The organism is Pseudooceanicola batsensis HTCC2597, from assembly GCF_000152725.1.
GTDB classification, from domain to species: Bacteria; Pseudomonadota; Alphaproteobacteria; order Rhodobacterales; family Rhodobacteraceae; genus Pseudooceanicola; species Pseudooceanicola batsensis.
Genome location: NZ_AAMO01000022.1, coordinates 1 through 18329, shown reverse-complemented (window position 1 = coordinate 18329; position 18329 = coordinate 1). Strand labels below are relative to the sequence as shown.

The 18329-nt window shown below is 55.5% G+C and carries 19 protein-coding genes; 6 read left to right on the top strand and 13 right to left on the bottom strand.

Going from position 1 to position 18329, the window contains the following annotated elements; all coding sequences use genetic code 11:
• Window positions 1–230: 230 nt before the first annotated feature.
• Entirely contained in the window at window positions 231–815 is a 585-nt protein-coding gene (locus OB2597_RS22465; RefSeq protein ID WP_009804236.1) for a T4SS efffector SepA family protein, read from the bottom strand.
• A 490-nt stretch (window positions 816–1305) separates the two neighbouring features.
• Between OB2597_RS22465 and OB2597_RS04110 the strand changes: the two genes are divergently transcribed.
• Entirely contained in the window at window positions 1306–2190 is an 885-nt protein-coding gene (locus tag OB2597_RS04110; protein ID WP_009804254.1) for an ArdC family protein, read from the top strand.
• Between the two features lie 332 nt (window positions 2191–2522).
• Window positions 2523–3560, top strand: a complete 1038-nt coding sequence (locus OB2597_RS21760) for a hypothetical protein (RefSeq protein ID WP_148234676.1) — start codon at window positions 2523–2525, stop codon at window positions 3558–3560.
• On the opposite strand, the gene OB2597_RS21265 is transcribed toward OB2597_RS21760, so the two are convergent.
• Together OB2597_RS21265 and OB2597_RS04100 are read right to left on the bottom strand one after the other, a co-directional pair.
• Window positions 3557–4024 carry a nucleoside deaminase gene (locus OB2597_RS21265; protein WP_009804252.1) on the bottom strand — a complete coding sequence of 156 codons (468 nt, stop codon included), beginning with the start codon at window positions 4022–4024 and terminating at the stop codon, window positions 3557–3559. The two genes, OB2597_RS21760 and OB2597_RS21265, sit on opposite strands and share 4 nt — an antisense overlap.
• 2 nt (window positions 4025–4026) lie before the next feature.
• Entirely contained in the window at window positions 4027–4590 is a 564-nt protein-coding gene (locus OB2597_RS04100; protein ID WP_202944573.1) for an ureidoglycolate lyase, read from the bottom strand.
• Between the two features lie 335 nt (window positions 4591–4925).
• Between OB2597_RS04100 and OB2597_RS04095 the strand changes: the two genes are divergently transcribed.
• Window positions 4926–5465 carry a recombinase family protein gene (locus OB2597_RS04095; protein ID WP_009804250.1) on the top strand — a complete coding sequence of 180 codons (540 nt, stop codon included), beginning with the start codon at window positions 4926–4928 and terminating at the stop codon, window positions 5463–5465.
• 69 nt (window positions 5466–5534) lie between these two features.
• Window positions 5535–6668, top strand: coding sequence for an HNH endonuclease (locus OB2597_RS21755; RefSeq protein ID WP_148234675.1), 1134 nt, complete (start codon window positions 5535–5537; stop codon window positions 6666–6668).
• On the opposite strand, the gene OB2597_RS21260 is transcribed toward OB2597_RS21755, so the two are convergent.
• From OB2597_RS21260 to OB2597_RS04050, 8 genes are all read right to left on the bottom strand, one after another.
• Complete coding sequence (locus OB2597_RS21260) at window positions 6658–7686, bottom strand: DNA adenine methylase (protein WP_040609092.1); 1029 nt, start codon at window positions 7684–7686, stop codon at window positions 6658–6660. The two genes, OB2597_RS21755 and OB2597_RS21260, sit on opposite strands and share 11 nt — an antisense overlap.
• A 6-nt stretch (window positions 7687–7692) precedes the next feature.
• Window positions 7693–9396, bottom strand: coding sequence for an N-6 DNA methylase (locus OB2597_RS21255; RefSeq protein WP_084658605.1), 1704 nt, complete (start codon window positions 9394–9396; stop codon window positions 7693–7695).
• A gap of 114 nt (window positions 9397–9510) precedes the next feature.
• Window positions 9511–9804: a hypothetical protein gene (locus OB2597_RS21750; protein ID WP_148234674.1), complete on the bottom strand. Its 294-nt coding sequence runs from the start codon at window positions 9802–9804 to the stop codon at window positions 9511–9513.
• The gene (locus OB2597_RS04070; protein WP_009804245.1) at window positions 9786–10454 is read right to left on the bottom strand and encodes a ParA family protein; all 669 of its coding nucleotides are present in this window, start codon (window positions 10452–10454) and stop codon (window positions 9786–9788) included. The genes OB2597_RS21750 and OB2597_RS04070 overlap by 19 nt, the downstream gene beginning before the upstream one ends.
• Before the next feature lie 92 nt (window positions 10455–10546).
• Window positions 10547–11536: a replication initiator protein A gene (locus OB2597_RS04065; RefSeq protein WP_238529703.1), complete on the bottom strand. Its 990-nt coding sequence runs from the start codon at window positions 11534–11536 to the stop codon at window positions 10547–10549.
• A 317-nt stretch (window positions 11537–11853) separates the two neighbouring features.
• Complete coding sequence (locus tag OB2597_RS04060) at window positions 11854–12405, bottom strand: hypothetical protein (protein ID WP_009804243.1); 552 nt, start codon at window positions 12403–12405, stop codon at window positions 11854–11856.
• Window positions 12406–12424: 19 nt separating this feature from the next.
• Entirely contained in the window at window positions 12425–14077 is a 1653-nt protein-coding gene (locus tag OB2597_RS04055) for a type IV secretory system conjugative DNA transfer family protein (protein WP_009804242.1), read from the bottom strand.
• Window positions 14077–14355 carry a hypothetical protein gene (locus tag OB2597_RS04050; protein WP_009804241.1) on the bottom strand — a complete coding sequence of 93 codons (279 nt, stop codon included), beginning with the start codon at window positions 14353–14355 and terminating at the stop codon, window positions 14077–14079. Before OB2597_RS04050 ends, OB2597_RS04055 begins: the two co-directional genes overlap by 1 nt.
• 644 nt (window positions 14356–14999) lie before the next feature.
• Here OB2597_RS04050 and mobQ point away from each other — a divergent pair.
• The gene (mobQ, locus tag OB2597_RS04045) at window positions 15000–16286 is read left to right on the top strand and encodes a MobQ family relaxase (protein WP_009804240.1); all 1287 of its coding nucleotides are present in this window, start codon (window positions 15000–15002) and stop codon (window positions 16284–16286) included.
• Window positions 16287–16321: 35 nt separating this feature from the next.
• A complete protein-coding gene (locus OB2597_RS04040) occupies window positions 16322–16585 on the top strand; it encodes a hypothetical protein (RefSeq protein ID WP_009804239.1) in 264 nt (87 codons plus the stop codon).
• 41 nt (window positions 16586–16626) lie between these two features.
• On the opposite strand, the gene OB2597_RS04035 is transcribed toward OB2597_RS04040, so the two are convergent.
• Window positions 16627–17472, bottom strand: a complete 846-nt coding sequence (locus tag OB2597_RS04035; RefSeq protein WP_084658599.1) for a DUF3800 domain-containing protein — start codon at window positions 17470–17472, stop codon at window positions 16627–16629.
• A gap of 123 nt (window positions 17473–17595) precedes the next feature.
• Window positions 17596–18180 (bottom strand): T4SS efffector SepA family protein, encoded by a 585-nt coding sequence (locus tag OB2597_RS22460; protein ID WP_009804236.1) that lies wholly within the window; start codon window positions 18178–18180, stop codon window positions 17596–17598.
• Window positions 18181–18329: the final 149 nt, after the last annotated feature.

The following is an 18329-nucleotide window of genomic DNA, read 5'->3' as shown; positions in this document are numbered from 1 at the left end:
AATGCGACTGTATTTGTTGAGGCGGATGGCGTCGATTTCGACGGCAGCCAGAACGAAGATATCAGATTGGGCTGATCACCGGTTTCATCTACATAAACAAATTTCATGGCTAAAATGTACCTATTGCCGGTCGGTGCGGCTTTCTTATTCCTCAAGGGCTGAGGTGGTTCGGTTTGACCGAAGAACTCTCTAGCCAATCACGTGCGCGGCTGGCTAGACAATGTACCAGTTCACTTTCCCGCGCGGAGGACTCCGATCCTACCCGGATACTGAGCTTTTTCGTTCTCCCGCCATTGAAAGCGTACCTCGACAGGTACGCTATGCTTCTCCGCGAGGCGGTGGATTTCCTTCCACGCGTCTTGTGCGGACTGTCCTTGAATCGAGATGCCTAGTTCCGCTTGGTACTTATAGCCTTCAGAGCCGTACTCATGCGGCTTCGAAGGAACCTGAAGTTCCTGACAGAGTGCTTTCGCATCCATCCCATTTTTCTTCTTGGTTGCAGCAATCACCTTCAGCAGCACACTTGACCAGTTTGCCTTCGCAAGTGCTTGACCGCCAACGGAGGCATCAAGCAACCGTGTGAACGAGAGGCCAGGTGCGGAACGAAACTCCATAACTCCATTGTCGGAAGTTGCGCTCACGGCTTCGGACGCAACGACCTCTTCTGATGTGTCATCGCGCTCGAGGCCGAGCTGTTCCATTTTCTCCCGGACAAGACGGTCGATGGTCAGGGAAGGTGTCTCCGTCCCTAACCATGTGGCCACAGACTTGAGGTCAACAAAAGTGGCGTCATTCACGCGTACGACGGGCATCATGGCTATCTCCTCAGATGATCTTGCAGGAAATATGTAACATGAAAAATGCAATTCGCAAGAGTTTATGTTACATATTTTTCCCATCACAATGATGGATGTGTGATCCCGGCAGTGTGCCGGTCTCGCTTTGACCCATAGACAGGGTCGGAGATCGACGGGCTGACGCCCGCTCACCCCAACCCTGACCGTTTTCAAATCCTCTTGATCCGCCTGCCATCCCGGCAGGTCCGAGAAAACCGGCAAGCGCCGCCGATGGCGTCGGTTCCGGTCGAGAATTCCGGTTCCTCCCACGCGCAGGCGCGCGGTTCCCTCCCAAATTCACGCCCTCCACCCGGTTGTCACGGCCCCGCCGGGCCGCAGGACGGGCTTTGCCCTTACCTGCTCTGCCCTTCGGAATGCATGGGCATTCCAAAGATTAGAACAGGAAGGCCCGCCCATCGGCGGAAAACGGGAAGAAACCCGGCCCGCGTCACTCGAAGGAGGGTCACAAATGACCGCAGAGAAGTTTGACGTTTATTCCCATGTCACTAATCAAATCATCGCGCAGATCGAGGCGGGAACGCCGCCCTGGCGCAAGCCATGGACCGGCGGAGGAGGAGGTGTCAGCTTGCCGGAACGGTTCAACGGCGAGGCCTATCGGGGCATCAACATCCTGATGCTTTGGGCGACAGCGATGGCAAAGGATTACAGCTCAGCCCGCTGGATGACGTTCAATCAGGCCAAGCAGCTTGGGGGCCATGTCCGCAAGGGCGAGAAATCCGCCACGGTCGTGAAATACGGCACCGTCGAGCGCGAGGACGAGAACGGTGAGGAACGCCAGATTCCCTATGCCAAGGCCTATCGCGTGTTCAACGCAGACCAGATTGAGGGCTTGCCCGCTGAATTCTACATCCTGCCCGATCCGCCCCGTGATTTTGGCACCGTGGCCGATCCCGAGTTGGAGGCATTTTTTGCCGCGACCGGCGCACAGATCGATGTGACCGAGGAGCCGCGCGCCTACTACAACATCAAGACCGACCGTATTCATATGCCCCCGATTGGCACGTTTTATCGAGCGGCTGGGTATTTTGGCACCTTGGCCCATGAGACAATCCACTGGACAGGCGCGACAAAGCGGCTGGACCGTTTGGGCCGGTTCAACGACCGGAAGGCCTACGCGTTCGAGGAACTGGTTGCGGAGATTGGCAACTGCATGCTTTGCGCACAGATCGGGGTGGAGCCTGAATTCGATCAGAGCGCGGCCTATGTCGAAGGATGGCTGGAGGCGATGAAGGAAGACAGCCGCGCGATTTTCCGCGCCGCGTCCGAGGCGCAGAAGGCCGTGGATTACATCACGGAGCGCACCGCGCGTGCCGACCGGATGGCCGCTGAGTAACAGTCCGCACCGCTGAAATGATCGAGGCCCCCGACAGCAGGCGGGGGCCTTTTGCGTTCTGGCGTGATCGAGGGTGTGGGCGGTTTCAGGATGACCTGTCGGCGGGCAACCTGAAGGCCACCCGCCGACAGGCCCGGCGCTTCGCGCGGACATATACCCAATGCAGCGCTGCGAGATATGGTCGAGACTTCACAGGAAGCATAAACCGTTGCCAAACTGTGTGTTGTCGTGATTTTTTATCTATAGCTGAAGGGGGTCTATTAATGAGACGAGTGAAGACACGGACAGACAATAGGTCCACTAGAACGATTTTGTGGATACTGATTGGCTGTGTGATCGTATTCATCATAGCGTTTGCTTTGGAATCTGTTGACTTTGATTACACGAAGATTGGAGGTGCGTTAACAGACCCTGAAACCCTTAGATTTATTATGGGTTTGTTCACATCTATTGCTGTTGGATTGCTCGCTACCGCAGTTTACGGGCTCGTGAATAACAGGGAGGCCCAACAAGTTTTGGATGGTATACATGCTGTGGGATACGATGGGTTGGTCGAATCCGTGATCAATCAGATTTCGGACTACGGCGGTGTATGTCTACCATATTACAGGCTGCGAATTAAAATGCGACCCTCACCATGTGGGAAGTACATCCGTGTAGTTCAGGAGTACGAGTACAGAAAAGTCTTGCCGGGTTCTAGAACCATACATTTTCGTTTCAAAAGGTTGGCAACAGAGGATGAAAATACACAGCTAGCTTCAGAGCCAACCCTCTTGAGTGAGGACTACAAGCGCTATGAGTTCTTTTTCAAGCTCAACGACGCACAGTTCTATGATAAAGGAATTTCGAAGGAGGAGATCGATGCGCACTACGGCGTGTCGGACCTTCGCGTCGATGGTCACCCGGTTTCTGTGAGCGCAGAAAGTGGCTTCGAGGACACCTTCGTAGCAAATCTCCCTGCAGCGACCGATGGTTCGTCCGAACGCTTGCTGCAATATACCGTTGAATACCCAATCGATTGGGATGATTATATTTTCATACTATACGAGTTTCCTGCAAAAGACATCCGAGTAACTTTTGATTTCTCTGATATTAAAGATATCATCTACTTCCATCGAGTCGAGTTTCTCGGCTACGAACTTGGCTTCTCCGCCGATAGGGGCGCAGAGAACGGAATCGCGGAGATTTCGCATACTGGATGGCTGCTGCCAAAGAGTGGTGTGATTGCTATCTGGTATCTACGGGAAGAGCATCAGGGTGCGAAGAACGAACCGCCGTCTCAGCCTGCCAAAGCACCTGTCAGAAGGCGGTCCGTAAGTGCAAAGTCGAAACCATCAAAATCGACTGCCGCAAAAAAGATGTCTGACTAGAAGTCCCGATTCCACTCGCGAAATAACTGTTCTCCTTGTTCGGAAAACTCGGACATGTGTGTGTAACTTACGACTTTGCCGCCATGGTCTTCGGATACGAGATCATACAATGCATCGGTAAGTGGTAGTTTAGAAAGAGCAGCGTCCTTCTTTTCGACATCAACTGCGTAAACTACATCGGTGAGTTTCGCCATAATCATACAGGTAAGGCACATAGGGCACGGAAGGCCAACAACATACATCGTACAGCCTGAAAGATCAGGACTTGCAAGCTTCTTACTTGCTATACGGATCGCGGCAATCTCCGCGTGGTCCGATGGGTCATGACTTTTTTGTACAGAATTTACAGCTTCTGCTAATATTTCTCCGTCCTTTACAATTATCGTTGAAAACGGCCAGCCACCATTTTCAACGTTCTCCTTGGCTAGATCAATAGCCCTCTGCATCAGGTCATTTTTGTTCATTCTCAGTGCTCCACAGCTATTTCGATACCAAGACGTTCCATCAGGTTAATCTTAAAAACATCGCCTTGGTCCATTTCTCCAGGTTTATCCATTGCTATCAGTGCCTTTACGACCTCATCAGAATTGCCGGTGATGCATGTAACCGGTTGATCAATCGCCATAGGAAAGTCGTGCCAAACGCCTTTGTTCAGTAGTATCCCAGTTCCGCCTTCAAACACATAGCAGCCTATCTCATCAATATTCGGAGCGTTCGAGGCCTCGTCTTGGAGGTGATGGGTTGAGTCTGCCAGAAGCATTGCAAATCGGCTTGTTCCTAGACCAATGAAGAACTGCGTCATGTCCATATGGCGCTCAAGCCAGATGTTAGGCTTTTCCGTTGGGTGAATTCGAGCAGTGCGTAGAACTGCTTTGCCTGTATATTCGAATGGTATGTTTTGGCCTTCGTCGACGTGATCGTAGAAGGGAATAGGTATCCTTTCCTGTCGAACATCTTCACCGATAAAGAATCCAAGTTTTTCGGTATTCTCGGGGGTAGCAGTTTTCGCCTTGATCGTGATCCTTTCCAAGTCATCCTCCTCCAACTAGTAGCCTAATAATCATATGTGAACTTGAGGCCTCGTATTCAACAATCTCATCTTTCAGTATCGTTGCGCCGATCTCAGGCATGTCAACCATAACTTAAGAAGAAAAGCCCGTGTATTCGGACTGATCCGCGACGTTGACGGAGGCTCAAAAACACCTCCAGCTCAGGTATTGATCGATGCTGAGGTTGAGCAAGTTACCAGCAAAAACGGTCGTTTTTGTCCAAACGCCCCACCCTTCCCAGGATCAACGGCTTAGCCAGGACAAAAACCCCCGGCAAAACCTTTGCGGTTTTGGCAGGTTTTTGTCACAATGAAGCATGATCATTGGATATGCCCGCGTCAGCACTGACGACCAGAGCCTGGATTCACAGACCGACGCACTATCAGCAGCCGGTGCCGAGAAGGTTTTCGCAGACAAGATCAGCGGATCGAGGCGCACCCGCCCGGAATTGGACAGAATGCTGGAGCAGCTCCGCGACGGCGACGTTGTGACCGTCACGAAGTATGACCGCTTGGCGAGGTCCCTGAAGGACCTCCTGGAGATCGTAGAGGCGATCCGGGAATGCGGTGCCGGCTTCCGGTCCTTGGCTGAAGACATCGACACGACAACGCCAGCAGGCCGTCTCGTGTTTCATGTCTTCGCTTCTATCGCCCAGTTTGAGCGGGAGCGGATTTCCGAGCGAACCAGGGAAGGTCTGGCATCTGCCCGCAAGCGTGGCCGGATCGGGGGCAGGCCCCCTGCCCTAACGTCCGCTCAGAAGGCCGAAGTGCGTCGGATGCGTGATGATGACCAACGCCACGTCTCCGAGATTGCGCGGTTGTTTAAGGTAAGCGAGCGAACGGTGAGACGGGCTTAGATGACGGCAGATGATCTTCTGATGTAGTGTCGCGAGCAATGAAGGCGACTCAGCTCGTCAAATTGCAGCATGGGCAAGACATTGGCAGAATTGAAAGAACTAGTATTTCGGCAGATTACGCCAGCCGATTTTTTCAACATCAACAAACCACCTGGGACGGAGGATCGAGGAGGCGGGCAGTCCTACATCGATGTGCCAGTTCGAAACGTCGATCTCGATACGTGGCACTCATTCTTTGCCAACGTCGAACCTACAGTTACGAAGAGCGGACCACTTTGGACCGTTGAAATCAACAGCCTGGGGAATTTGGGTCGCCAAGAGGTTGCGATTGGCCAGAGGCGTGACGCTAGCGTCAACATTCGTTCTCAGAAGCTTCTAAGTCGATCGAGTAACCGTGTGCTTGCGTGGCACCCAGATCACGGTGATTTTCCCCGCGCTCCAGCAGACATGTCTTCAGCTGAAGACCCCAGGGTAATTGAGCTTACCGCTGGTGTCAGAATATTCATCCTCAAGACTGGTCAAGGTGAATATTGGGCGGGCTGGCTCCGTACAGAAGAAATCCAACGTCTCGCCGCAGTTGACACACGTTTTGAAGAGATGCTTGTCGAACCCGCTGGGCATCTCTCCTTCGACCCACCCGTGGAGCTTGATGTCACCAGTCTAAAAGACCCATTTGGCGTGCAACCATACGCTGCCACGGAAGCTGAAGCCGGGGTCGATGCCGAGGAAAAACCGCCGAAGAAGGCACCTTACAATGCGAAGGCTGGTCGCACTGAGGAAGCAATCGCAGCGGACTTGTTCCAAGACGACAGCTCATCGGAAGAAGTGAAGAAGACCCAGAAAGTCATCGAAACCTTCGAGAGAAACCGCAAAGCTGTCCGAGACCTTAAGCGGCTCTACAAGACTTGCCAGGTCACCGGAGATGACTTTGTGTTTTCAAAGGTAAACGGTGAACCGTACTTGGAAGTTCACCACTTGGTTCCACTTGGCGAAGGCGGCTCAGACGACCCCGCGAACCTTGTTGTCATCAGCGCCCACATTCATCGGATGTTGCATTATGCCGTTGTTGAAGGGATTGATCTTTCCAAGATCGCTGATGACAAACTTGACTTCACGATCAACGGAGAGACCTTCACGATTACTTGGCGGCCCGAGCATGCCAAAGTGATCTCTGATGCTGGCGGTGCGGTCGCTACCGCTTGATGTGAAAGAGATACTCGATAACGGTTCCCCCCTGCCCGCCTGCATTGCTCCTAAAGCGGGAGAATGGGATTTTCTTGAGTGTTACACTGCCGACTTCGGAGAACAGTTCCAGAAGCTGTTCTTCGGACAGTAGCCCATCTTCGCTGTAACTGATCATGAACTGATCGCACTCAGCGCCATTGAAGATCGCACGGAAGGCATCACGAATTTTTACCTTTGAGCAGAAGTCCGAGTACTGATCACGCCAAGGGCGCAGACCGCTAACACCAACGGCTTCTGGCGTGTCGCCCCGAGCGATGGTCTCAATGATATGATAGTTCGCAGCATACTGGCGCTTCATGTAGGGCGGGTCGATGTAACACAGATCGGCCTTTACTAGTGGCGCGACGGTCTCGGCGCTTCCCTGGTGCACGATGTGGTCAGTTCGATGCCCGTTGAGTATCTGTGTTGGGCGCATCTCCAAAGGCGATTGAGCTGACTTTCCCCATTTGGATCGATGATGGCCATACGTGCCTGCAATATTTGCTACTCGATTGGCGGCAAGTACCAAGTCATGTCGCAATAGCGAATTCTCCAGCGGAGAGATGACCGCGTCCGTGTGCCATTGGTTTAGCTTGGCTGTGATCGCATCGATCATACCTGCATTTTCGCTGCTAAAGTATTTTCTGGGATCGCCACCATTGGCAGGTGATCCATCAGGCGAGTATTCTTTGAAGAAGACGCCTTCAACTGGATCGAGGCGGTTTAGGTACTCTAGCACATCCGAGTAGCCTTTCAGCCCCGTCTCGGTGAACTTTGGTGGCTCAGAAAGCAGCAGCCTTACACGCGCATGATGAGCTGCAAAGGTCATCATATCAGACGCGATAACGCGGTACTCGTTCTCTCTTAGGGCTTCGGAAACTGAGGCTGTGCCACACATGATGTCGGCCACAGTTGCACCGTCGTTTACGGCCTCTCTAAAGGAATCCATGAGCACCGGCAGAAGCCGTGTTTTATTACCAATATAGCGATATGACATGAGAACTTACGACACCACCTCGATAGAGATCGAACTGGCGTCGAACTCACTAAGAGCACGCATCGGCTCTAGGTTCTGAGCTTCACAGATCACTTTCTTGACCCAACCGAGATCAGACTGACCTAGGCCATAAAGCCCCGCGACCAGGCCCTCGATCTCTAGGTCAAGCTTCTTACTCCGTCCCTGATAGCGGAGATGCTTTCTAACTCGGTTAGCAATTTCAACGGCTTGTCTCCAAGCCTGGGTGCCAACCTCTGGCGTTGGGATCGGCAATGCAGCGAGTGACTTCGGCGTCACATAGGGGTGTGAGCGCCATTCGTTCTCGCCTGATTTTCGAAGGTGATATGCGAACATCGTGCGCGATGAGAGAACACCAAGCACATAGTATAGAAAGAAGCCTAGATCCTTTGAGCGCGGGACATAGTGGAAGACGACTTGGTTCGATGCCGCGACCTTCTTCGTCACCGTGGCTTTCAGGCCAATGCCTGTTTTCCTTACGAGCAGTCGTTCCTGCCCATAAAGCTTTTGGTCTTTGTAATTTATTCCCGGCACATCGAGCTTGATCTGCCGGGAGCAGGATAAATCGTATCGCCCAATGTCTTCGCCGACGATCAGGGGCATGAAACCTGGGATACAGTCAGGTTCGCCTACCACGATCCGTTCTGTGAGCATCTCGTCCGAATGAGCGGTCCTGCCGCAACCAGCACAGGTAACATCGCGCGGACGTGTCGGTGCAGGGGTTGCATGGCCACAGCTGCGGCATGCTTTCACAAGCCCCTTTTTCGATAGCTCTACACCTCGGCCAGAGAGGATTAACTCTGACCAATTTCCCCCTTCAGATTCCATTCTCTCCAAAACCTTCTGGTCTGAAGAGCGAACGTCAATGTCCCAACGTGCCCGCGTGTCCGAAACGAACCGACCTTGAGGGGCAAAATGCCGGTCACGCATACGCGCCTCTTGGAGATCGAGGCACCCAGTCATCACGGCAGCCCTTTCAGACTTGGCCAGCCTGAAAACTTCAACGAGGTGGTTTGGCTCTGGTTTCGCGTTTCGAACAACGAGGACCGTGGTTCCTCGATACACACCTCTGAAGATGCCTTCACCGAGGCGAGCAATCAACTCTATGGAGAAATTCTGCGCGATGAGTTCCCTGGTCGCGGTGTGCTCTGGGGCAAAGATGGCGTCGGGCAGGATGAAAGCAGCAACACCCCCCGGATCGAGGACACCTAGTGAGGCCTCCACGAAAAGGGACCAGCTATCGAACTGCCCATTGGCAAGAGAGTATCCAAGCTTCTTCAGAGATTCTCGGGAATGAAGTAGGTCTGCTCCCCAAGGAGGATTAGAAATCAATGCACCGAACCTGAGTGGTTTTCCGGTTTTGCCTGCAGGTGGACACATAAGCATATCGGCAGTCTTGATCGTAGCCGACGGGCAAAGTCGTGACCGCGCAGACCGTGTGGCAGAAGCATCGATGTCAACGCCATACAGTTTCGATTTTGGGAGCTTGGCAACAGCTGCGTCTAGCAACTCACCATCGCCACACGCCGGATCAAGAACCCTGCCGGACCAGTCTGCTCCAAGGTTCTCTTTGAGAAGTTCAGCTACCCAGCTCGCGAGAAAGGTCGGCGTGAATACTTGGCCTTTCTCGAAACCTTGCGGGAGGCTTATCGCACTCGTTTCGGCATTTTCCACTGCTTCCGCTATCAGCATCTTAACCCCCTGCCCTGCCCCGCATCGCTAAACCGTTCCGGCGGCATTTTCTTTTTATGTTCTCTAAGTCTTATCATGACGTTGATTTGGTCAGCACCTGATAACTGATAACTATTATCGCCTGCGGCCATCGATCTCAGACGCATCTGGAATATCGATCCCACCAGCTCTCAAACACTCGTAGAGCAGTTCTTTCTTAGTAACTCCGCGTCTTTGCGCTTCTGCCGAAAAGGCTTCCTTGATTGGCTTCGGAACGTTGGTGAATGAAAACTGGACGCGCGGCGCATCCTTCAGGGCGGAAGATTTCGCTTTGCTGACACTTGGTAAAGGTGCCGTCATCGCCTTCAACTTCTTCGAGCTGTCGTCCGTGTCCAGATCGTCGTCAAGATTTACGCTGACTTTGGCCATGACCCGCTCCTATAAAAACCCAAGAGACCCCTACCCTGCAAATCCGCGAGCACCGACTGAGCTGACCGCCGCGCCGATCCCTGTGGAGCCTGGCCTGTAGAAGTCATTTCTTTGAAGCCTGTTCGATGTGCGCACATGGCATTGAGGCGCGGAACGTTCTGTGCGTCGAGTGCATCAACGATGGCCTGTGTGATGTTTGTCTGCGTATCCACATCCATCATGACCACTAGCGCCGGAATCTCTTTCTCCATCGTCTCTGCAACACTTTGGACGTGCGAAAACGTCCGCTTGGCCCCTTTGGCGTCGGCTTCATTGGCTTTCGATGGGATCAAGATCAGATTTGCGGCTGCGATGGCGTGCATCGCCATAGCCGACTTAAAACCCGCAGTATCGACAAAGATCGCATCGTAGGCGGGATCGGCCTTTTTTAGAGCTTTGACGGTAGGGATCAGCTTTTCGTCATCTTCTTCATAGAGCCAATCAAGATCAGTTTGTTCTTTCTTCGCCCATGCTTCCAAGTGGCGTTGAGGGTCCGTATCGATCACCGCGATCCTGGCACCGTCTTGAACCATCAGACTGGCAATCGCTGTTAGAAGCGTTGTTTTGCCCGCTCCGCCCTTTTCCTGCACTACGCTTATGACCTGGGTCATGGTCTGCCTCATTCTAGTTTTCGCAACCCTTAACTCATAACTGATAACTGTCAACTAATAACTATTATCGGATATCTGATATGGGTTATCTGTTATGGGGCGCGGCCCTTCCGCTCGTACCATTTTCTACAGAAGCCCACGAAAGCCGCATCAGGATGACGCGGTGGATCGTTCATCCACATCCGCCATTCCTGTTCAAGAAAGTACACGTCCCAGGTCGGAGCAGCCTCGCGGGCTTTCTCGTAAGCGTCGGACGACAAGCGCACCGTAACCTCTGAAGCAATTGCCGGGCTGTCGCCATAAACGTCCAGAAATTCGGGTTTCGGCGTGACCTCCAGAACATCGTGTAGAAGCCTGAAACAGTAATCCGGCATGTGTGATTGGTCTTCGTCCGCCTTACAAATCGCTTTAACGAGGCGCTTGAATTCCTTTGCCGTGGAGGTCGAGCCGGTCTTGTGCTGGAGCTTATCGAGGCCGATCCGCCAAACGTCCTGTTTGCCGCAATGCTTGCGGGCCAGCTCATAGAGCCGCCGCTCCAGTGGCTTCCGAAGCTGGAAATAGGCCTTGTGCAGGGTAAGCACGTTCTTGTTTTCAATGGCTTTTACAAGCCAATCGCCCATTTCAAGTTCGACGCTAAGCAAGCGGCCTGTAGAATCTTCTTTGACGATCCGAGCATCGGTGATGAACGAGATCGAGCGCCACTCACCGACACCGTGATCGTGGATATTTGTTTCAATCTGAGTGAACTGAAGGCGGGTGAGGGCGCGACGGAGCGTGGCATAAGCTTGGCCTGTGGTGTGGCGGTTCGTTGCCTTGAGGAGATCATGGGCTGAAATCTGGACCCGACGACCAATTTCCTGGCCCTCATTCTTCGCAGCCATGAGCTGGCTCAGCACATAGATCAGAATGTCCCGGTCAAAAACATTGGCACGTCCTTCTTCGGCAGCGGGCGTGATCTTCACCTTCACATTGCCCTGCTCATACTCGAATGCAGCCAAGTCTTTTTTGACCGACAGGGAAAAGAGAGGATGCTCCATCGAGGCGCGATCACTTTTCGGCGTCGCATCGAGGATATCGCACACGAAAAGGTCCGGCTCTGTATGCCGCTGCGGAAGCAGTGCAGTGCGTTTACGAGGCCTCGCCATTATTCGATACTCTACCCACCATTATTCGATAGTCTGCCCACCAAGCGGGCACGTTCTTCGATACTCTACACACCGTTCTTCGCTAGTCTACCCACCAATTTTCGATACTCTACACACCGACACTTAAAAACACTCCATTATTTTCGATTAGTATCAGTGCCTTGGCTGCAAGCCGATTCTCGTAACACCTTTTATAACACAAATATAACACCCAGCTTCTCAACCAGACGCGACCACCATCAGCACTTCACCGCTCACCGTTGGTAAAACACGCAGGCATCGACGCCCGTGGTTGTCGTGGTCCAGGATGCCCCTAGGACAGCGCACATGGAAGCGTTGCTGGCTAAGAAACGAGGTAGCGTCACCGTCAGGACAAGAGCCAAAACGACAGCACCCAGACCAAACCATGGAAGACGGCTTTTAAAGCGATCCAGCTTCTGTTCCCGTTCCCAAAGCTGACGCAGGGTGTCCGACCTGGCATCCTCTGCTTTCCTTAGAACTTCCTGAGTGTGGTTGGATGCTCTGAGCAGATCACCGGCCATCTGGCCTACGCGGGTGAGGGTATCGCCGATCTTGCCGTCGATGGTTGCGCCGACAATCTCGCCATAGTGTTCCGGGTCGGTTTGCTTTTGAGCCGCGAAGGCGGCAGAGCGGGCTTCCGTCGCCGTCTTATTCACGCGGTCGAGCACCCGCGTTTGGTCATCCACCCGATCCGAGATGCTGGCGACTGCCGTGGCGAGAAGATCGAGCGTCTCGCGCAAATCATCGTCCGAAAGCGGGGCAGGGGAAGCAGGCGTGTCAGACATGGCGCGGATTGCTTTCAGGTTATCGGGCGTCAGGCGTGAACAGCCCGGCAAATTCAGGATCGGCGTAATAGCGCAGTTTTTGCGCGACGGCGGTGGCCTGCCCCTGGACGCGGAGGAGCTGACGATCCGGGGGAAGCTGCATGATTTCATCGGGTGTGAGCAGATCGCGGCCCGTGAGGTTATTCGAGAAGCTGGGGCCATCGCCGGGCTTGAAGCTGTCGGTCTGGAACCCGGCAGTTTCCTGGCCGATCATCTGGCTCAGCCACTTGGCCGTCTCGAAGTCATTCACCCCGAAGACTTGTTGCACCCCGGCATTGGCGATGAAGGTGCCAGCCCGTTCGGCGTAGAGGTCCTTGAGCTGGCTCATGTCCTGCAGGATCGGCCAGAGTTGAAGCCCATAGCCTGCCATCAGCCCCATAGCGCGCTCCACGGCTTCCAGACGGCCCAGGGCGGCGAATTCATCCAGCAGGAAGAGGGCAGGGGCTTCGAGGCGCTGAGAGGCTCCCTGAGCGCCCACAGACGCCTCAGCGTCCCGTGCGATGTCCTGAAGGGCCTGAGAGACGAGGAGACGCAGCCAGCGGCTGTATGCGTCCATTCTGTTGGGCGGCAGGACCAGGAAGACAGAGGTGATCCGGTGGCGCAGATCGGAGAAGGCGAAGTCCGAGCGCACCAGACACTTCGCGATCCGGGGACTGTCCAGGAAGTGCGTGTGGCGCTGCGCGTTCGACAGAACCGAAGCGGCTTCCCGGTCCGCCTTGCCAAGGAAGCGGTTGGCGGCACGGGCAATCAGCCCGCCTGCTTCGTCGCTATCCTGCATCAGCTCCAAAAGCGCCCGGAGTTTTTCCGGGGGCAGGGTGAGATATTCCCGGACGGTGGCGAGGGACCGGCGGTCACGGTCCTCGTGGCAGACGCAGAACATGATCAGCCCGCCGAGAATGGCCTTGGCCTCCTCGTTCCAATGCGCTTCCGTCACCTGGCCCGGCGGGTCCATGACCAGCGCCTCTGTCAGGGAGGCCGCATCCTCACCCAGATCGAGGCTGTCCGGTGTCAGCCGGTCAAGCGGGTTGTAAGCGGCGGAGGGATGACCGCTGACTTCGAACGGATCGAGGACATGAACCGGCCCGAAGCGCCGCCGGGCTTCCCCGGCGATCCGGGCGTTCTCGCCCTTGGGGTCGATCACCAGAACCGAACGTTCCGCTGCCAGCAGGTTCGGGATCACGGTGCCGACGCCTTTCCCGGCCCGTGTCGGGGCGAGGGTGATCAGATGCGCCGGGCCGTCATAGTGCAGCAACCGTCCGGTGTGCGGATTGCGCCCGATCAGAAGACCGTCTTCCCGCTGAAGCTTCTTCAGCTCTTTTCGGTTCGCAAACCGGGCCGAACCGTGGCTGTCCCCGGTCAACCCGAAATAAGCATCGGCACCGGAGGCCATGCGCCAATACTGGAACCCGAAGACAGCACCCACAAACATGAAGGGACCGAAGACCAGCCATTGCCAGGCGCTTTCTCCGGGCGGCTGGTCGAAGAAGGCGAAAATGAACGGCGTGGCCACAAGTGCTCCGAGCATCGCCCCGAACAGGACAGCGCCGATCAACCATCCGAGCAGTATGGGCGTGAAGACCAGCCGACCGAAGAAGTGGAACAGCTCCCCGAAGACGAGCATCACGCTCCGCATCAGGACGCGTCCTCATCGGTAGGGACAGGGGAGGGCGTCTCCCATTCCGTAAACGCTTTGCGATCCTGTTCACGGGAGAGGTTGCGGATCAACCGGTCGAGCATCGCGGCGGCATTAGAATCCCGTTCCGCCAGGTCCATGAGCGCCCCGCCCAGGATCACCTTGCGGCGTGTATCCAGCTTGCGCTGTCTGGTGGCTTCCCGGTTCTTCAAAGCCTGAAGGCGGGCCTTGGCCTGGGCGTAGCGTTTCTCGGCGCGTTCAAGCTCAGTCTCGGCCAATTCGGGAATCCACTTCAAAAAGGGCAGGTGTAAAGGTTAGGCTTGCAACAACCATCGGTAGCGCTTACCCGTAGGCCTGTAAAGGACAAGGGCGCACTTATGCAAACTCTTCACCTGCGGTTTCGAGCTTTGCGTGCGATCTCCTTGAGGCAGGGCCTCAGCCGATGGCGAACTCCGTCCGACGCGATGCGCGTCGGAATGAAAGGCCCTCCCGGCCTCTCAAACTCTCCAGGGCCAACTTTGGCAGTTGGATCGCGTCCCACAAACTCGCACCAGCGTCTCGCCCAATGCCCCACGGTGGGGGCCGGTCTGCCGCTGGCGTCTCCCTTGCGGGAGGTTCGTGTCGTTGGACCTGACGGTGCCGACACGAACCGGGTTTGCCCCCGGCAAACCACCAGTGAACTGTCCCCATATCCCGCCCCCCATATGGCTGGGGATCTGGGGGCAGATCACTGGCAAACCCGCGCCTCAGAGAGCCAGAGGCTCGCTTCGGGCGTGCTGTCTTTTCCACTCGTATCGCGCCGGGGCGGGGCGCGATCCATCGGGGAAAAGACGGCTGACCCAGTGGCCCATGTTCGGGCATGGGCCAGGGTCAGCAACGGCGTGCGTGATGATCGTTCGCTTCATCGGAGAGGGTAGGGCGCATGGCCAGCTACCACCTCTCCGTGAAGACGATCAAACGCAGCGCCGGTCGCTCTGCCACGGCAGCCGCGGCTTACCGTGTCGGTGAGCGCATCGAGTGCCAGCGTGAAGGTCGCGTCCACGATTACACCCGCAAGCAGGGCATCGAGGAGACCTTCATCCTGACACCGAAGGACGCGCCGGACTGGGCCAAAGATCGGTCCCGCCTTTGGAACGAGGTCGAGGCCAGCGAGACCCGCCGCAACTCGGTCACCGCCCGCGAATGGGAGTTGGCCTTGCCGTCCGAGATCAGCGCCGAGGACCGCTCACAGATCACCCGCGACTTCGCCCAGGAGCTGGTCAGCCGCTACGGCGTGGCCGTCGATGTGGCGATCCATGCGCCGCACCGTGAGGGCGATCAGCGCAACCACCATGCCCATGTCCTGACCTCCACCCGCAAGCTGGAAGCGGATGGCTTCACGGCCAAGACCCGCGTGCTCGATTCCGCGAAAACCGGTGGCGTCGAGATCGAGCAGATGCGAGGCCTCTGGGCCGAGTTGCAGAACCGCGCGCTGGAGCGGGCAGGGGAGGTGGAGCGCGTCGATCATCGGTCGCTCGAAGCGCAGCGCGAGGCGGCGCTGGAGCGGGGCGATCAGCTCTCAGCCGAGGAGCTGGACCGCGACCCCGAGCTAAAGCTGGGACCGGCGGCTAATTCCATGGAACGCCGGGCCAAGGCGATGGCTGAGCGCCAGGGCCGAGAATATGTCCCGGTCACCGAGCGCGGGGCCGTGGTTCATGCCGCGCGCCAGGCCCGTGCTGCTTTCCGCGAGCTGCGCGAGCGGCTGGACATTGCGCGGGAGACCTATGGAGCGGAGCGGGATGCGGGGCAGGGGCGTGTCTCTGCCGGTCTGGCCGCACTCAGGGCCGCGACGGCGAAAGACCGCGACCGAAACCCGGATGACTTCCGGGAGCGGCTGGCGCGCGTCGTGGGCCGGTCGCGGGACCAGGACGACATGCCGAAACCGGAAGGCCGCAATTATGCGCGGGAGCGGCTGAAAGAGATCATGGAGAAAGACGCCGGGCGCGATGGCCAGGCGGCGGTTCACAAGCTGGACGGTCACAGTGAGTATGACACGGGCGAGGGCACCGGTCGCGAGGCGCGCAAGCCGTCCGTCAACGAGCGCCTGAAGGACGTGCTGAACAAGCCGCGCGAAAAGCTGGAGATCGAGGACGAGCGCGAGCAGGAGCGCGATGACGACGAGAACGAAAACAAGCGAGACAGGGATCGTGGCGAAGGTCACAGCCTGTGACGCAACCCGATGACACGACAGAGGAGATTGATCGAATGTATGAAGTATTCAACGTGGGCAAGACGATCTTGCTGGACGGAAAGCCGTTATCGCTTGTGACGCCCGCAGGTGTTGAAGGCTGGATCGAGAAGGGTATTCCGCACAGCCACCGCTATGATCAGGTGCGCGATCCGCTCGACGGCCAGATGAAGTACCGCTGTCTGTATGAGAAGGACGGGGCGGATGTGCCGTTTGTCCTGGTCAACGACCCGGATGACGGTGACGGAAGGGTGGTTTTGTTCGATCAGAAGCCGAAATAAGCGCCTCTATCCTGTGTGCATGGCCATGTCGGCTTCACTAGTTACAGCGCAAAGTCCCAGCCATCTGGCTGCAAGGATTGGTAGTACCCATAGGCCTGAGTCTTCTTCTGCAGGTTTTTGTGAGGCTTGATGACTGGCTTTAGTTTGGCAAACAAGGCTTCGAAGAAATCCTTTTCACCCTTGAAGGCCTCATCATCCGCCTTGAGTTCGATGTATCGACGCAGAACAAATGCGACCAGATCGGCCACAAGAATAGTCGATGCATGCTCTGACTTGATCGCAAAGGGCGTGTTGACGATTTGATCGAAGCGGCGTGTCTCCCAGTTCTTCGGACGCCTCTTGGCTTTCAGGAACGCGGCTTTGAAGGCTAAATCATCGAACCAAGGGTCAGGCTGGAAGATGAGCTCTGCCATGTTGGCATGCTCAACCTTGTTGTCATCTACAACGATCACGCAGTTACCCTTGTTTTTGGGATCGTCACAGTGTTCGCGTTGCACATGTGAAAGGACGAACATCGCGTTGGCGATCCAGTAGCTATGTGAAACATCAGGATAACCAAACGCCTTGTGATCGGTCGCCTTGAACTTTCCAAAGGACATTGCAGATGCGTAGACCTTTGAACTGGTGGCGATCTCGTCCACCACAGCGTGCATGAAAGCCTTACGGTCTTCCCCGGAGATCTTGTTCCACCCGCCAGCACCGCGATGGAACCTTCGTGTCTTCAGATCTTGCGGCTTTCCAGGATGCTTCGCAAACACATCGTCGATCATTTCCGAAAAAATGCGACTGTATTTGTTGAGGCGGATGGCGTCGATTTCGACGGCAGCCAGAACGAAGATATCAGATTGGGCCTGATCACCGGTTTCATCTACATAAACAAATTTCATGGCTAAAATGTACCTATTGCCGGTCGGTGCGGCTTTCTTATTCCTCAAGGGCTGAGGTGGTTCGGTTTGACCGAAGAACTCTCTAGCCAATCACGTGCGCGGCTGGCTAGACAATGTACCAGTTCACTTTCCCGCGCGGAGGACTCCGATCCTACCCGGATACTGAGCTTTTTCGTTCTCCCGCCATTGAAAGCGTACCTCGACAGGTACGCTATGCTTCTCCGCGAGGCGGTGGATTTCCTTCCACGCGTCTTGTGCGGACTGTCCTTGAATCGAGATGCCTAGTTCCGCTTGGTACTTATAGCCTTCAGAGCCGTACTCATGCGGCTTCGAAGGAACCTGAAGTTCCTGACAGAGTGCTTTCGCATCCATCCCATTTTTCTTCTTGGTTGCAGCAATCACCTTCAGCAGCACACTTGACCAGTTTGCCTTCGCAAGTGCTTGACCGCCAACGGAGGCATCAAGCAACCGTGTGAACGAGAGGCCAGGTGCGGAACGAAACTCCATAACTCCATTGTCGGAAGTTGCGCTCACGGCTTCGGACGCAACGACCTCTTCTGATGTGTCATCGCGCTCGAGGCCGAGCTGTTCCATTTTCTCCCGGACAAGACGGTCGATGGTCAGGGAAGGTGTCTCCGTCCCTAACCATGTGGCCACAGACTTGAGGTCAACAAAAGTGGCGTCATTCACGCGTACGACGGGCATCATGGCTATCTCCTCAGATGATCTTGCAGGAAATATGTAACATGAAAAATGCAATTCGCAAGAGTTTATGTTACATATTTTTCCCATCACAATGATGGGATGTGTGATCCCGGCAGTGTGCCGGTCTCGCTTTGACCCATAGACAGGGTCGG